Source organism: Tsukamurella ocularis (assembly GCF_024807615.1).
In the GTDB taxonomy this organism is placed as follows: Bacteria; Actinomycetota; Actinomycetes; order Mycobacteriales; family Mycobacteriaceae; genus Tsukamurella; species Tsukamurella ocularis.
The window spans coordinates 47,012-62,128 of the sequence record NZ_JANUCJ010000002.1 but is presented as its reverse complement, the minus strand read 5'-3'; the positions used below and the strand labels follow the sequence as shown (position 1 = coordinate 62,128).

General features: G+C 70.0%; 12 protein-coding genes and 1 riboswitch. Of the genes, 11 read left to right on the top strand and 1 reads right to left on the bottom strand.

What is annotated here, in order from left to right; genetic code table 11:
* Window positions 1-81 precede the first annotated feature (81 nt).
* The 5 genes from HNP44_RS06305 (at window position 82) to HNP44_RS06285 (ending at window position 5,118) form a co-directional block, all read left to right on the top strand.
* A complete protein-coding gene (locus HNP44_RS06305) occupies window positions 82-1,236 on the top strand; it encodes a GGDEF domain-containing protein (protein ID WP_310437663.1) in 1,155 nt (384 codons plus the stop codon).
* Window positions 1,233-2,129, top strand: coding sequence for a 3-methyladenine DNA glycosylase (locus HNP44_RS06300; protein WP_259143720.1), 897 nt, complete (start codon window positions 1,233-1,235; stop codon window positions 2,127-2,129). Before HNP44_RS06305 ends, HNP44_RS06300 begins: the two co-directional genes overlap by 4 nt.
* Window positions 2,129-2,265, top strand: a riboswitch (cobalamin riboswitch). It overlaps the preceding gene by 1 nt.
* Window positions 2,266-2,370: 105 nt before the next feature.
* Complete coding sequence (locus HNP44_RS06295; RefSeq protein ID WP_374758768.1) at window positions 2,371-3,342, top strand: FecCD family ABC transporter permease; 972 nt, start codon at window positions 2,371-2,373, stop codon at window positions 3,340-3,342.
* Window positions 3,342-4,118, top strand: a complete 777-nt coding sequence (locus HNP44_RS06290; RefSeq protein ID WP_259143721.1) for an ABC transporter ATP-binding protein — start codon at window positions 3,342-3,344, stop codon at window positions 4,116-4,118. Before HNP44_RS06295 ends, HNP44_RS06290 begins: the two co-directional genes overlap by 1 nt.
* Window position 4,119: 1 nt before the next feature.
* A complete protein-coding gene (locus HNP44_RS06285; protein ID WP_259143722.1) occupies window positions 4,120-5,118 on the top strand; it encodes an ABC transporter substrate-binding protein in 999 nt (332 codons plus the stop codon).
* A gap of 51 nt (window positions 5,119-5,169) precedes the next feature.
* On the opposite strand, the gene HNP44_RS06280 is transcribed toward HNP44_RS06285, so the two are convergent.
* Entirely contained in the window at window positions 5,170-5,991 is an 822-nt protein-coding gene (locus tag HNP44_RS06280; protein ID WP_259143723.1) for an LppX_LprAFG lipoprotein, read from the bottom strand.
* A 458-nt stretch (window positions 5,992-6,449) separates the two neighbouring features.
* Here HNP44_RS06280 and HNP44_RS06275 point away from each other — a divergent pair, with 458 nt between their 5' ends.
* From HNP44_RS06275 to HNP44_RS06250, 6 genes are read left to right on the top strand one after another with little or no spacing between them, the layout of a single operon-like run.
* On the top strand, window positions 6,450-7,880 hold the full coding sequence (locus HNP44_RS06275) for a fatty acid desaturase (protein WP_259143806.1): 1,431 nt from the start codon (window positions 6,450-6,452) through the stop codon (window positions 7,878-7,880).
* 10 nt (window positions 7,881-7,890) lie between these two features.
* Window positions 7,891-9,108: a type III polyketide synthase gene (locus HNP44_RS06270; RefSeq protein WP_259143724.1), complete on the top strand. Its 1,218-nt coding sequence runs from the start codon at window positions 7,891-7,893 to the stop codon at window positions 9,106-9,108.
* Window positions 9,109-9,115: 7 nt separating this feature from the next.
* Entirely contained in the window at window positions 9,116-10,840 is a 1,725-nt protein-coding gene (locus tag HNP44_RS06265) for an ATP-binding cassette domain-containing protein (RefSeq protein ID WP_259143725.1), read from the top strand.
* A 41-nt stretch (window positions 10,841-10,881) separates the two neighbouring features.
* Complete coding sequence (locus HNP44_RS06260) at window positions 10,882-13,071, top strand: malate synthase G (RefSeq protein WP_259143726.1); 2,190 nt, start codon at window positions 10,882-10,884, stop codon at window positions 13,069-13,071.
* Between the two features lie 44 nt (window positions 13,072-13,115).
* A complete protein-coding gene (locus HNP44_RS06255) occupies window positions 13,116-13,919 on the top strand; it encodes a spermidine synthase (protein WP_259143727.1) in 804 nt (267 codons plus the stop codon).
* Between the two features lie 10 nt (window positions 13,920-13,929).
* Complete coding sequence (locus HNP44_RS06250; RefSeq protein WP_259143729.1) at window positions 13,930-15,033, top strand: substrate-binding domain-containing protein; 1,104 nt, start codon at window positions 13,930-13,932, stop codon at window positions 15,031-15,033.
* Window positions 15,034-15,117 lie beyond the last annotated feature (84 nt).

The following is a 15,117-nucleotide window of genomic DNA, read 5'->3' as shown; positions in this document are numbered from 1 at the left end:
ACACGCGCCCGATCTCGATACCAGGGCGGCAGTGATGGACCACACGGCGGACGCTCCGCTCCAAGGATCGGGGGTGCAGTGATGGAAGGAGACGACGGCCGGACGTTGCTCGCGCAGCTCGCGTCCGAATGGTGGCGCGGAGGCCCTACCTACGATGAGCGGATCACCTACCTAGAGAACCGATCCCTGTTGCGCGTCGTGCGGACGGTGGTGAGCGCGTGCGCACTGCTGCTCTGCCTGATCTTCGTGGGAATGTTGGCATCCGGTCCGCTCAGTGCGGCCTTCGTCGGAGCACACGTCGCTGCAGCCGTGACCGCCCTCTACTGGGTGATCCGGTGGCAATTCGGTGGCGCTCTCAGCCGGCGCGAGGCCGTGCTGTTCGTCACCTCGTCGATCGCCGCGATCTACTCGGTCGCCGCCTTCTGCGAGCCGCTCACCGCCGCGATCTGTCTCGCCAGCTTCGCCTTGATCGCGACCTTCGCGGCACTCGTGCTGACCACACAGGCGTTCCTGCTCAACGCGGCCCTCATCCTCGCCGCACTCGTCACCGTCGTCGTCGCGATCGGCGGTGAGCACGGCGTCGTCACAGCCGCCCTGACCGCGACTGTGCTGGCCTGCACCACCGTCGGGGCGCCGACGACCCTGCAGTTCTCACTCTGCATCTCATGGCAGGACACCACGGAAGTGGGCACCGACCTGCTGACTGGAGCGCTCAACCGCCGAGGACTCCGGACTACGTGGGCGGCATGGGTGATGCGGCGCGCATCCGCGGCAGAACAGGTCTGCGCCCTCGTCATCGACCTCGACGGGTTCAAACCTGTCAACGACACCTACGGCCACGCCGCCGGCGACGACATACTCATCCGCGTGACGCGAGTACTCCGTGCCATCGGCGCCGAATACGACGCCACCGTCGCTCGACTCGGCGGAGACGAGTTCGCATTGCTGGTCCTCGGACGTCCTGCGGCGGACTGCCTCGCACTCGCGGAGCGGATCCGAGTGGCGATCACCGAGATCTCCCTGGTCGACGGCGTCCGAGTAGCGGCCAGCATCGGCGTGAGCGTGCACGAGAGCCCTCGGCTCGGCACGACTCTCCTCGACCGCATCCTCGCCGACGCCGATTCCGCCATGTACCAAGCCAAACGGACCGGTGACGGGGTGGCCCTCTCCGGTCGGTCCGCTCCTCGCAGCGACGACTACATCCCCGCAGTGCCGCCCGGGACACCCCGCCCATGACGGTGATCCTCTCCGACACGGAGTGGGTGGCCCGCGCCGAAGCCCACCGTAATCGCCTGACTCCGTTCGTCGACGCGCACCGCAGCCGGGCCGCGCGCGGCGACAAGCACCCCGTCTGGGACTTCCTGTTCACCTACTACGGGCACCGCCCCGCACACCTGCTCCGCTGGCACCCGGGCCTCGGGACCGAGCTCGACGGCCCGCGCGCGGCGGACGAGTTCAGCGGCGCGCGCGGCTACCTCGTCGAGGGCACGCGGGTCCGGCCGGACCCGGCGGCGCTGGCCAAGCGCGCCGGCACCGCGCAGTACGTCGCGCGGCTCCTGGAGGCCACGGCCGCGCGCCGGCCCGTGTTCGGCTGTTTCGGCCTGCACGAGTGGGCGATGGTCTACCGCGAGGCCGATCAGGCGCGGCATCCGGTGCCGCTTCGTCTGGGCCCGGCCGGAACCGACGAGGTGGTCCGCGCGGGGCAGCTGACGTGCACGCACTACGACGCCTTCCGCTTCTTCACCCCCGACGCGGCGCCCCGGAATGCCGTCGAACTCACTCGCGAGACCCAGGTCGGCTCCGAGCAGCCCGGCTGCCTGCACGCCGGCATGGACCTCTACAAGTGGGCGTTCAAGCTGGTGCCCGGCACCCCGTCGGACCTGGTGGCGGACGCCTTCGACGTGGCCCGGGACGCGCGAGAGCTGGACATGCGGGCGAGCCCGTACGACCTCGCGGACTACGGCTTCGAGCCCATCGCGATCGAGACGGCCGAGGGCCGCCGCGAGTACGTGCGGCAGCAGATCGGGCTGGCCGAGCGGGCGACCCCGATCCGCGAGCGCCTGCTCGCCGTGGTGCGCGCCTGGCCCGCCGGACGCCCCGCCGCCGATATGTCCGCATCCCCCGCCTAGACTTCCCACCCAGCGACGGTCCGTGAGCGCGAGCTCACGGCGTAAGAGGGAACCCGGTCCGAATCCGGGGCTGCCCCGCAACGGTGACACGCGCAATGCGTGCGAGCCCGATACCTGCCCTCGCGACCGCCCGGAGCCGGGCGGTGCTCACCGACCCGAGGGGAGTCGCGGAGTGCGAGTGGTCTCGTCGCGCCGTGTGGCAGTGCTGTTGGCCTGCCTGTTGATCGCGCTGATCGCCGCGATGTGGCTGGGCGTGTTGCTGGGCACCGTGCGCATCCCGTGGCAGGACTCGACCCGGTACGTCTGGGCCTTCCTCACGGGCGGCACCATCGACGCCGAGCACGGCACGCATTATCGGATCGTCGCGGATTCGCGGATCCCGCGGGTCCTCAGCGCCGCGATCGTGGGTGCGGGGCTGAGCGCGATCGGCGTCGCGGTGCAGGCGATGGTCCGCAACGCCCTCGCGGACCCGTACGTACTCGGCATCTCCTCCGGAGCGTCGGTCGGCGCGACGACGGTGGCCCTGTTCGGCGTCTTCGGCACCCTCGGCCTGTACGCGCTGCCCGCCGCGGCCTTTCTCGGCGCGCTCGCCGCGACCGCGCTGGTCTACCTCGTCGCCTATCGCGGAGGCGGGCTCACCCCGCTGCGGCTCGTCCTCACCGGGACCGCCCTCGCCTACGGCTTCTCGGCGGTAACCACGGTCCTGGTCTTCCTCGCGCCGCGCGGCGACGCCGCCCGCACCGTCATGTTCTGGCTGTTCGGCAGCCTCTCCCCCTCGACGTGGCGCACCACGGCCCTGCTCGCAGTCACTGTCGCTTTTGGGCTGGTGACGCTGCGGTACGGCGCGCGCAAGCTCAACGCGCTGGCCCTCGGCGACGAGGTGGCGATCTCCGTCGGACTCTCGGCCTCCGGCTACCGGTCCGCTCTGTTCGTTCTCACCGCAGCGATGACCGGGATCATCGTCTCGGTCTGCGGCGCCATCGGCTTCGTCGGGCTCGTGGTACCGCACGTCGCCCGGCTGCTGGTGGGCGCCGACCACCGCCGGGTCCTCGTGATCGCGCCCGCGTTGGGCGCGGTCTTCCTCGTGCTCGCCGACATCGCGGCCCGCACTGTCGCGCCGCCGCAGGAGCTACCGCTCGGCGCGATCACCGCCGCGGTCGGCGTGCCGGTGTTCATCTCGCTCATGCGCCGCAGGTCAGTCGGGAGCGCGTGATGCGGGTCGAGTACCGCGGTGTCTCCGTCGAACTGGGCGGACAGCGGATCGTCGACGATATCTCGCTGACCGCGGGCACGGGCGAGTTCATCGGCGTCGTCGGCCCCAACGGCAGCGGCAAGTCGACGCTGCTCCGGTGCGCGTACCGGGCGCTGCGACCGGCGACGGGCACCGTCACCGTCGACGAGCGGGACGTCACAGCCATCAGCCTCGGGGAGAACGCGCGGCAGGTCGCGGCCGTGATGCAGCACGCTCCCTTCGACATCGGCTTCACCGCCCGCGAGATCGTCGAGACCGGTCGACTGCCGCACCGCCGCCGGGGCGTCCCGCTCGCCGCGCACCGTCGGGCGGTCGACGGTGCGCTCGCCGCCGCCGGCGCCGCGGACCTGGCCCGGCGAGACTTCGGCACGCTCTCGGGCGGCGAGGCGCAGCGTGTGCTCATCGCCCGGGCTTTCGCGCAGGAGCCGCGGGTGCTGGTGCTCGACGAGCCCACCAACCACCTCGACGTGCGGCACCAGTTCGCGGTGCTCGGCGCCGCCCGGGACCTGGGCGTCACCGTGATCGCGGTGCTGCACGACCTCAATCTCGCGGCGCAGTACTGCGACCGCCTGTACGTGCTGTCCGAGGGCGCGCTGGCCTGCTCCGGCACTCCGGAGGAGATCCTCACGCCCGCAATGCTGCGGCGCTACTTCGACATCGGGGCGCACGTGCTGCCCCACCCGCGCCTGGGCGTGCCCCAGGTGATCTTCGACAGTGGTCTGACGGAAGGGACCTGACATGAAACGACTCCCCCTGGTGTTGCTCGCGGGCGTCCTGCTCGCCGGTTGCGGTGCGACTGTCGAGGAGGCGGCACCGTCGGCGTCCTCGGGTGCGCCCGCCACCGTCACCAACTGCGGTGCTCCGCTGACGGTGCCGGGCCCGCCCAGCCGGGTGGTGGTCAACGACACCGGAACCGCGGAGATCCTGTTCGCGCTGGGCCTGACCGACCGCATCGTCGGGTACACGACCTACGACGGCAAGCACGTCGACTACAACACCTCGCCGTGGAAGGCGGACTTCGACCGCGCCCCCAGCCTGGGCACCGCCTTCACCCGCGAGACGATCCAGGCGGCGCGGCCCGATTTCGTCTTTGCGGGCTGGAACTACGGCTTCAAGGAGACGACCGGCGTGACGCCGGACTGGATCCGCGAGATCGGCGCGGTGCCGTACCAGCTCACCGAGGCCTGCCGCCAGACCGGGAGCACAAAGCGAGGCATCATGCCGCCGCTCGACGCGCTGTTCGCGGACCTGACGAATCTCGGGACCCTGTTCGGGGTGCCGGAGCGCGCCGAGAAGCTGGTCGCCGAGTACCGCGCCCGGATCGACAGGGTCCGGACCTCCGCGCCGGCGGGGAAGAAGGCACGGGTCTTCCTGTTCGACAGCGCCTCCCCGGACCCGTTCACGTCCGGCCGGACCGGCACGCCGCAGGCGATCATCGAGAACGCGGGCGGCGAGAACGTCTTCGCCGACCTCGACGACTCGTGGACGACCGCGTCCTGGGAGGCGGCGGCGCAGCGCGACCCGGAGGTGATCGCGATCGTCGACTACGGCGTGGGCCCCGAGAACACCCCGGACGCGAAGATCGCGCAGCTGCGCTCGCAGCCGCTGATGGCAAACACCACCGCCGTGCGCGAGGGCAACGTCGTCGTGATCCCGTACGCGGGCTGGGTCGAGGGTCCGCGCACGCCGGGCAGCGTCGAGACGCTGGGCGCGTACCTGCGCTCGAAGGGCTTCTGACAGCGGAAAGCCGGACCTCCCCCCGAAGGTCCGGCTTTCGTGGAGCACTCGTTACGTGGCGGGCTTGGTGATCTTCACGTCCTTACCGAACTCGGTGAGGTTCAGCGTGATGGGCAGCTCCTTCAGCTTGACCTCCATGCGCGTGACGTTCGGCTTGGGCTGCGGGTTCGCCGACGGGTCGAAGACGATCCACAGGGTGATGGGCAGCGCGGTTCCGGCGTTGCCACGGGTGGCGATGTCGGTGATCTGCGGCAGCAGCGGGTCGAGGACCTGCGTGGCGACGGTGCCGGTGACCTTGACGGTCTTGAGGCCGTTCGCGGTGTCCTTGCCGTCGACCTTCGGGTTCTGCACCGAATCGAGGATCTTCGCGAGCCCCTTCTCCAGGTCCAGGATGATCGCCGGGTCGTAGACGCCCTTCTCACCGGTCTTGCCCATCGGCTGGTACTTGGCGCCGCCGAGGTTGGCGTACATCACGCCGTCGATGACGACGAACTTCGTCTGCACGTAGTTGTCCTGAACGCGGACGTTGGCGTCGCCCTGCGCGGCCACGCGCTTGGTGTCCTTGAACGAGATGATATCGCCGGTGACACTGGTGACGGGCAGGCCCTGGATCCCCTTGTCGACGGCGAGCGTCAGGTGCTCCGAGTAGGTCTCCCGGGTGGCCAGGGCCGCGTCCTGCACGATCTGGACGGTCGGCAAGCCGCTCGCGTCGACCGAGGGTGCGGCCGTCGGCGAGCCAGAGGCGCCGCTCGCCACTGCGGCGGTGCCGGTCGTAGGTCCGGTGTCGTCGGTCTTCTTGTCCGCGCAACCGGTGAGTACCAGCGCGCCGGCGGCGAGCAGCGCTACAGCCGCCCGCGATGCCTTGAGGTTCATAGGGTTCCCCCCTGGAATCTGTCCGGGCGGAACCGCCCGGGGCCGAATGAAAAGGGCGGAAGCCCCGCCCTCACCATGAAGTATGCATGAATTCCGGAGTCGATCGAAGCATTCCCCGGCGTCACTTCCGGGCAAATCAGACACTGGGCGGTAGCGGCAAGCGCACCTTCAGTGATCGATTAGCGTGACCGGAGAAGGTCTACACAACCGCCGGATCCGGCAGTGTTCAGGAGGAGCCAGAAGTGTCGATCAATTCCACCCCGCCACCGGTGCCGTCGGAGCGCGGTGCGGCTGACCCTGGCCCCCGCGATCTCGTGCGCGGCACGGACCCGGGTCGCGGAGGTGGCGCAGGTCATGACGGTGCTTCCAGCTCCGATGAGCGCGACCCCGGGCGTCGTCCTGCCGGCCCACGCGGCCGCGACTTCGATACCGAGGGCGGCGACCCCGGACCCCGCGATCTGGGGCGGGAACCCGGCCCCGGCGGGGGGCCGCAGTTGTCGAACGTGTGGGTCTATAAGGGCCGTGCCTACGATCTCTCGGAATGGATCAACAAGCATCCGGGCGGGGAATTCTTCATCGGCCGCTCGAAGAATCGTGACATCACGTCGATCATCGGTTCGTATCACGCGAATCCCGAAAAGGTCGAAAAGATGCTGGAACGGTTCGCCCTCGATCGCGATGCCCGCGTCGAAGACGTCCATCCCAAGAACAATGCGCCCGCCTTCCTCTTCAAGGATGGATTCGACAGTTGGCGCGACACCCCGCGCTATCGGTTCGACGACCCGACGGATCTGCTGCACGCCGTGAAGGCGCGGCTGCGCGAGCCGGCGATGAGGGCGCGCGTGAAGCGTATGGACCGCTGGTTCAACGTCGTCGCGGCGGCACTGGCCGTCGCCTACGTCGCGGTCATCGCCACCCGCCTGAGCGTCCCGTCGTGGATGCCGATCTGGCTGTTCGTGCTGCTCATGGTCGTCCTGCGCAGCTCGCTGGCGGGTTTCGGCCACTACGCGATCCATCGCAAGCAGAAGGGTGCGACGAAGGTGCTGGTCAACGCCTTCGACATCAACTACGTCGCGCTGTCCTTCGTGACGGCCGACGGCCACGCACTGCTGCACCACCCGCACACGCAGAGCGAGGTGGACATCAAGAAGAACGTCTTCACCATGATGATGGACATCCCGCGCTGGTACCGGATCCCGATCCACACACTGCACAAGTTCGGGCACACCGCGACGGGCATGACGATGCGGCTGTTCGAGATCGTCAAGCTCACCCGCCAGGTGGGCGTCGCCGACATGTACGGCTCGCTGCGTGGCGCGCTCCCCCACTTCATCGGCGCTTTCGCGATGCGCGCGCTGCTCATCGGCGAGTTCCTCCTGTTCCTGTTCCTCGGCGACGTGTGGGCCTGGGTCGCGCAGTTCGTCGCCGTGCTGTGGGTGAGTACCTTCCTGGTGGTCGCGAGCCACGACTTCGAGACCGATGTCGACGACCTGCCCGAGGTCGAGACCGAGGACTGGGCTGTCAACCAGCTCAACCAGGCCTACGACCTGTGGATCTCGGGCAACCGGTACGTCGACTGCTTCCTCTCGGCCGGCCTGTCGAGCCACCGCGTGCACCACGTCCTGCCCTACCAGCGCAGCGGCTTCGCCAACATCGCCACCGAGGAGCTGATGGCCGAGGAGGCCGCCAAGTTCGGCGTCGAGTGGCTGCCCCGGCGCAGCTTCTTCTTCGATCGCCTGCCCGACCAGGTCAGCACCTTCCTCGGCAGTAAGGCCCGGCCCGCGCAGGAGCAGGGCCACGGCTTCTTCCGCGAGCACTTCTCGCCGGCGGCCCTCAAGACGTCCGGTTCGTACGTCGTCGCGGGCTTCACCGGCATCGGCACGGTTTAAGGAGATGACCATGAACGCCACCCCCCAGGGCGCCCCTGCCCTCGACGGCGCAGCCCCCCTGCTTCCCGCACCCGGCACCTGGCTGGGCGCCCCGCCCGCGCCGCCGACCTCGGTCGCGGTGATCGAGTCGCTCGCGACCGGCTCGCCCGCGCAGACCTACGGTCAGGCCGAGTCCGCAGACCGGGTGGCCGCGCGGGTCGACGACCCGAAGCAGGCCGAGCGGATCCGACGCGTCTACGCCAAGACGAAGGTCGCCGAGCGGCACCTCGCCATCGACCCGCTCACGCCGGAGTTCGCGGAGTTCAGCACCCGCCCGGACACCATCCGCGAGCGCATGGACTTGTTCTACGAGCACGCCGCGCCGCTGGCGATCGAGACCGCCCGCCGCGCCCTACGCGTCGGTACCGAGAACGAGGTCTCCCCCGAGGACGTCGGCCAGTTGGTCTTCGTCACCAGCACCGGCTTCCTCGCCCCCGGCGTCGACGTCGCGGTGATCCGCGCGCTCGGCCTCGCGCCGCAGACCAGCCGCGTGGTCATCAACTTCATGGGCTGCGCCGCAGCGATGAACGCGCTGCGTGTCTCCACCGACTACGTGCGTGCCCACCCGGACCGCAAGTCGCTGATGATCTGCCTGGAGCTGAGCTCGGTGAACGCCGTCTTCTCGGGTGACCCGAACGACGTGGTGATCTCCAGCCTCTTCGCCGACGGTTGCGGCGCCGCCGTCATCGGCGCCAGCGAGGTCGGACACCCGCTCCCCGGCGGCCGGATCGTCGTGCGCGACACCTTCACCCACCTGCTCGACGGTGCCGAGGACGGGATCGTGCTCGGGGTCAACGCCAACGGCATCACGTGCGAACTGGCCGAGGCCCTGCCGCAGTACATCGTGAACGGCGTCGCGCCGGTAGTCGACGAGGTGCTGGACCGCAACGGACTGGGCCGGGAGGCCATCGCGCACTGGGCGATCCACCCCGGCGGGCCGAAGATCATCGAGTCCGCATCCGCGGCGCTGGGCCTGCCCGGCGAGGCGTCGCGCACGAGCTGGGACGTGCTCGCCGAGCACGGCAACATGCTCAGCGTCTCGCTGCTGTTCGTCCTTGAACGCCTCCTGGTGCAGGTCTCCGACGGTGCCGGGCCCGACGGGGCACCGTCGACCGGCATGGCCTTCTCCTTCGCACCCGGCGTGACCGTGGAGGGTTTCCTGTTCGACGTCGTGACCGCCGGCGAATGAGCGCGCCATGAAGCTCTTCAAGTTCCTGCTCTCGATCTCGCCCGCGGCGATCGCTGCGGCGGTCATCGCGGGCCTGGTCGCGGGCGGCGCGAACGCCTACCTCCTGACGCTCATCAACGGCCTGGTGGCTCCGGGCCCGATGCCGACGGTGACGGTCACCCAATTCGTGTTGACCGCGGTCGTCGTGGTCATCGCGGGCGTCACCTCACAGCTGATCCTGCTGCACCTCGCGCAGGCCGCCGTGTACCGGCTGCGGGCGCGGCTCTCCCAGCGGGTGCTGGCCGCGCCGCTCGAGCACATCGAGCGGCTCGGCGATCACCGGCTGCTGGCGACCCTCACCGAGGACGTCCGGTCGCTGTCGATGGCCGTTTCCGGCATTCCCGGACTGTGCATCGACTTGGCGACGATCATCGGCGCCCTGGCCTATCTCGCGACGGTGTCCGGCACGTTGTTCGCGGTCTCCGTGGCGGGCACGCTCATCGGCATCGCCTGTGTGGAGACTGTCCTGCGCCGGGTCCGGGAGACCTACCGCCGGGCCCGCGAGCTCGACGACGCCCTCATCGGCTCCTTCCAGGAGGTCACGCACGGCGTCAAGGAGCTGAAGCTGCACCGCGCGCGGCGCACCGACTTCCTGGATCGCAAGCTGTTGGGCACGGCCGAGGACCTGCGCGGTCAGCACGTCGCCGCGGGCACGCGGTTCGCCGGCGGCCAAGCCCTGGGCCAGGTGCTGCAGCTGGGCACCATGGTGGTCATCCTGTTCGTCCTCGCCCGGGCGATGGAGTTGCCGCGGGAGACGATGATCGGCTACGTGCTGGTCACTACCTTCCTGTCGATGCCCATGCAGAGCCTGATGCACCGCATCCCCGACCTGCTGCGCGGCGATGTCGCGCTGGCGAAGATCCGCGGCCTCGACCTCTCGCTGGAAACCCCGCGCGACGAGTCGGTGCTCCCCTACGACGGGCGGCCCGTCGGCGACGGCACCGTCGAACTGCGGGGCGTCGGCTACGAGTACCTCCCCGAATCCCCTCCCGGCCCGCACGGACCCGGGCACCCGCCGCGCGGCGGTCCCGGCGGCCCGCCGCCGCACCCTCCCCAGGGTCCGCCACCGGGCGTGCCGCACGGCTTCCGCCTCGGTCCCGTCGACCTGACACTCCGCCCGGGCGAGGTGACCTTCGTGGTCGGCGGCAACGGCAGCGGCAAGTCGACGCTGGCGAAGCTCATCTGCGGGCTGTACGCGCCGCGGATCGGCGAGATCCGCGCCGGCGGCGAGCCGATCGGCCCGCAGAACCTGGAGTGGTTCCGACAGCACACCACGGCGGTCTTCTCGGACTTCCACCTGTTCGACGACTATCTGGGCCTGTCGGCCGACGACCTGGACGACCGGGTGCGCGGGCTGCTGCACGACCTGGAGCTGGCGCACGCGGTCACGGTGCAGGACGGGAAGCTCTCGACGCTCGCCCTCTCGACGGGGCAGCGCAAGCGGCTCGCGCTGCTGACCGCGCTGCTCGAGGACCGGCCCGTGTACCTGTTCGACGAGTGGGCCGCCGATCAGGACCCCCGCTTCCGCGCCGTCTTCTACGACCGGATCGTCGCCGACCTCAAGGCGCGCGGGAAGACGGTGGTGGTGATCACCCACGACGACCGGTACTTCGACCGCGCCGACCAGCTCGTGAAACTGGACTTCGGCCAGGTGGTCCCGACGTCGGCGGCGATCACGCGCGGAGTAACCTGATCCGTACCTAGTCACGTGCTACGAAGGGGTTGAAGTACTTCATGGTTGACACCGCCCGGACATCCGTCGCCGGCCTCGAGGTCGCAACGGTCCTCTACGACTTCATCAATAACGAGGCACTTCCGGGCACCGGTGTAGACCAGACCGCCTTCTGGGCGGGCGCCGCGCAACTGATCGGAGATCTGGTCCCGAAGAACCGGGCGCTGCTGTCCACCCGCGACGAGCTGCAGGCGAAGATCGATGAGTACCACGCCGCCGCGCCCGGTGAGATCACCGACTTCCCCGCGTACAAGCAGTTCCTCACCGATATCGGCTACCTGGTGCCGGTCCCCGAGGACCGCGAGATCACCACCGGAGGCGTGGACACCGAGATCACCTCGACCGCCGGCCCGCAGCTGGTGGTGCCGATCCTCAACGCCCGCTTCGCGATCAACGCCGCGAACGCTCGTTGGGGCTCGCTGTACGACGCCCTCTACGGCACCGACGCCATCTCCGAGGCCGACGGCGCGGAGAAGGGGAAGGGCTACAACAAGGTCCGTGGCGACAAGGTGATCGCCTTCGCCAAGGACTTCCTCGACAAGGCAGTGCCGCTCGAGTCCGGCTCGCACGCCGACGTCGTCGAGTACCGGATCAACGGCACCGAGCTGCTGGCCACCGTCAAGGGTGCGTCGGGCTCCAGCGAGGACGCCTCGGTCTGCCTGGCGGACCCGGCGGCGTTCGTCGGGTACTCCGGCGAGAAGGGCGCCCCATCGGGCATCCTGCTGCGCCACAACGGCCTCCACCTGGAGATCCAGATCGACGCCACCTCCCCGATCGGCTCGACCGACCGCGCCGGCGTCAAGGACGTGCTCGTCGAGTCCGCGGTCACCACGATCATGGACTTCGAGGACTCGGTCGCGGCCGTCGACGCCGACGACAAGGTCGTGGGCTACCGCAACTGGCTGGGCCTGAACAAGGGTGACCTCGCGGAGGAGGTCAGCAAGGGCGGCAAGACCTTCACTCGCACGTTGAACCCGGACCGCGTCTACACCGCCGTCGACGGCTCCGAGCTGGTGCTGCACGGCCGCTCGCTGCTGTTCGTCCGCAACGTGGGCCACCTCATGACCACCGACGCGATCCTGCTGAACGGCGAGGAGATCGGCGAGGGCATCCTCGACGGCATCGTCACCTCGCTCATCGCGATCCACGGCCTGTCGGGCGACATCCGCAACTCGCGCAGTGGCTCGGTGTACATCGTCAAGCCCAAGATGCACGGCCCCGAGGAGGTGGCCTTCGCCGCGGAGATCTTCGCCCGCGTCGAGCAGCTGCTGGGCCTGCCCGCGCTGACGCTCAAGGTCGGCATCATGGACGAGGAGCGCCGCACGTCGGTGAACCTCAAGGCCTCGATCGCCGCCGCGAACGATCGCGTGGTGTTCATCAACACCGGCTTCCTGGACCGCACCGGCGACGAGATCCACACCTCGATGGTCGCGGGTCCGATCGTCCGCAAGGGCCAGCTCAAGGGACAGACCTGGTACCCCGCGTACGAGGACAGCAACGTCGACATCGGCCTGCATGCGGGCCTGCAGCACAAGGCGCAGGTCGGCAAGGGCATGTGGGCCATGCCCGACCTGATGGCCGCGATGCTCGAGCAGAAGATCGCCCAGCCCAAGGCCGGCGCGACCACCGCGTGGGTGCCCTCGCCCACCGCCGCGACCCTGCACGCCCTGCACTACCACCTGGTGGACGTCTTCGAGGTGCAGAACGAGATCGCCAAGCGCGATCCCGCGTCGGTCGACGACATCCTCACCATCCCGCTCGCGCCGAACGCGAACTGGTCGGAGGAGGAGAAGCGCGAGGAGCTCGACGAGAGCGCCCAGTCGATCCTCGGCTACGTCGTCCGCTGGGTCGACTCGGGCGTCGGCTGCTCGAAGGTGCCGGACATCCACGACGTCGCCCTCATGGAGGACCGCGCCACCCTGCGCATCTCCTCGCAGCTGCTCGCGAACTGGCTGCGCCACGGCGTCGTCACCGAGGACGAGGTCATCGAGGCGCTCCAGCGCATGGCGCCGGTCGTTGACCAGCAGAACGCCGGTGACCCGGACTACCGCCCGCTGGCGCCGGACTTCGACACCAACATCGCCTTCCAGGCCGCCAAGGACCTGATCCTGCTCGGTGGCACGCAGCCGAACGGCTACACCGAGCCGATCCTGCATGCGCGCCGTCGCGAGTTCAAGGCCGCGAACAGCTGAGCAGCGCAGCCGAGACCGACACTGCGTCGGATTCCGGGCCGGTCGTGATCGACGCCGATCGCGACCGGCCCGGTGCGTTCACGGTGCTCCTCGACGGGACGCCCCAGAGCTACGTCGACACCGGTGACCCGACGAACCTCGTCTTCGAGTACGTCCGGCGCATCGGGCACGTCGTGGACCTGGTGCGTCCGGCGGGTGAGGCCGTCACCGCCGTCCACCTGGGAGGCGGCGGCTTCACGTTGCCTCGCTACGTCGCCGCCACCCGTCCCGGCTCGCGCCAGCAGGTGCTGGAGAACGATCGCGCGCTGATCGACGCGGTGCGCGCCGCCGCGCCGCTGCCCAAGCGCGAGCAGATCAAGATCCGCTGCGCCGACGCCGCGGTCGCCGCCACCGCTCTGCCCCCGGGCATGCTCGGCACCGTCGACCTGCTTGTCCTGGACGTCTTCGCCGGGGCCCGCACCCCGGCGTCGCTCACCACGCGCGAGTTCTTCGCATCGCTCGTCCCCCTGCTCGGCCCCGGCGCGGTGGTCGCGCTCAACATCGCCGACGGTGCGCCGCTCGCCTTCGCCAGGTCCGTGACGGCGACAGTCGCGCGGGTCTTCGGCGACGTGGCGATCGCGGCCGAGCCGGCGGTGCTGAAGGGCCGCCGATTCGGGAACCTGGTGCTGGTGGCGGGCGCCGTGCCAGATCTGCTGGAACGCGGGCTGGGCCGCCGCCTGGCCGGCGACCCGTTCCCGGGAACGCTGCTGGCGGGGGCCGAGGTGACCCGCTTCGTCGCCGGGGCGAAGCCTTTCACCAGCGCGAACGCACAGGAGTCTCCTATGCCTCCGCGCGGGCTCTTCGGGTAGGTTGCTCTCGATGGGATCACATCGTTCTGGAACCGGTTCCCGTGGCGTCGCGCGCTGGCTGATCGCTGCGGTGGTCGTCGTCGTCGTGATCGCCGCCGTCGCGGCCGCCATGGTCTGGCTGTCGGGGCGCTCCGAGCAGGAGGGCCGCGATGCGGCGGCCTCGTGCGTGCGCGGCGACCTCACGGTGCAGGTGGCAGCCGCTCCCGCCCTGGTCGGCCCGCTGCGTCGGGTCGCGGAGAGCTTCAACGCGAGCGGCACCGTGTCGGCGGACTACTGCCCGAAGATCGAGGTGTCGGGGATCGACTCCCCCGTCGCACTGGAGGCATTGATCGGAACGTGGGACCCGAAGCTCGGCGCGGCGCCGTCGCTGTGGATTCCGGAGAGCACGCAGTGGACGGCGCGGCTCGCGGCCGCCAAGCCGGCGGAGGTATCCGGACAGCCGACGTCGATCGCCTCGTCGCCGGTGGTGCTGGCCGTGCGCAGGTCGGCGCGTTCGACCTTCGACGGTGTCCGCTGGCTCGATCTCTCCGCGCGCCAGGAACAGCTCCGGATCGCGCTGCCGACGGGAGCCGAGGCCGACGGTACGTATCTCGCGGCGCAGTCCATGGCCGCTGCGGTCGCCCGCACCGCGGGCGCCGCCCTGTCCGACGAGGCCGCCCAGAGCCCCGTGGTCACGGGCTCGCTGTCGCGGTGGGCGAAGGACGCCCCGAAGTCCACCACCGCGGGTGCCGCCCTCGACGCGCTGACCAAGCCCGGCGACTCGGTGCGCGCTGTGCCCGTGACCGAGCAGCAGCTCGCTGCCTTCGCACGGGGTCGCGGCAACGCCGCCCCGGTCGCGGTGTACCCGTCGGGGCCGACCGCCTCGGCGACGTACCCCGCGGCGGTTCTCGACCGCGAGGACACGACCGACGCCCACGATCGCGCGGCCGCCGACTTCGTCTCCTTCCTCACCCAGGGCGGCAACGCGAAGCCGCTGGCCGAGGCCGGATTCCGGGTCGTCGGCGAGCCCGCGCCGGCGAAGACCCCGTCGGTCGAGTTCGGCACCGTCGAGCCCCTGGCGCCCGCTTCCAACGCCGCCGTCATCTCCCTCGCGGATGCCGTGAACCGCCGCTGAACCTCGGTGGGGCCCGCGTCCCTCCTAACGGCGGCGATCACCTCCAGGCCCGTCCGAGCGATTACGCCACAGTTACTCGAACAC

What these genes read in the sequence shown, in the direction of transcription:
- HNP44_RS06305 (WP_310437663.1), top strand. Translation starts at nt 82, where the DNA reads ATGGAAGGAGACGACGGCCGGACGTTGCTCGCGCAGCTCGCGTCCGAA.
- HNP44_RS06300 (WP_259143720.1), top strand. Translation starts at nt 1,233, where the DNA reads ATGACGGTGATCCTCTCCGACACGGAGTGGGTGGCCCGCGCCGAAGCC.
- HNP44_RS06295 (WP_374758768.1), top strand. Translation starts at nt 2,371, where the DNA reads ATGTGGCTGGGCGTGTTGCTGGGCACCGTGCGCATCCCGTGGCAGGAC.
- HNP44_RS06290 (WP_259143721.1), top strand. Translation starts at nt 3,342, where the DNA reads ATGCGGGTCGAGTACCGCGGTGTCTCCGTCGAACTGGGCGGACAGCGG.
- HNP44_RS06285 (WP_259143722.1), top strand. Translation starts at nt 4,120, where the DNA reads ATGAAACGACTCCCCCTGGTGTTGCTCGCGGGCGTCCTGCTCGCCGGT.
- HNP44_RS06280 (WP_259143723.1), bottom strand. Translation starts at nt 5,991, where the DNA reads ATGAACCTCAAGGCATCGCGGGCGGCTGTAGCGCTGCTCGCCGCCGGC.
- HNP44_RS06270 (WP_259143724.1), top strand. Translation starts at nt 7,891, where the DNA reads ATGAACGCCACCCCCCAGGGCGCCCCTGCCCTCGACGGCGCAGCCCCC.
- HNP44_RS06265 (WP_259143725.1), top strand. Translation starts at nt 9,116, where the DNA reads ATGAAGCTCTTCAAGTTCCTGCTCTCGATCTCGCCCGCGGCGATCGCT.
- HNP44_RS06260 (WP_259143726.1), top strand. Translation starts at nt 10,882, where the DNA reads ATGGTTGACACCGCCCGGACATCCGTCGCCGGCCTCGAGGTCGCAACG.
- HNP44_RS06250 (WP_259143729.1), top strand. Translation starts at nt 13,930, where the DNA reads ATGGGATCACATCGTTCTGGAACCGGTTCCCGTGGCGTCGCGCGCTGG.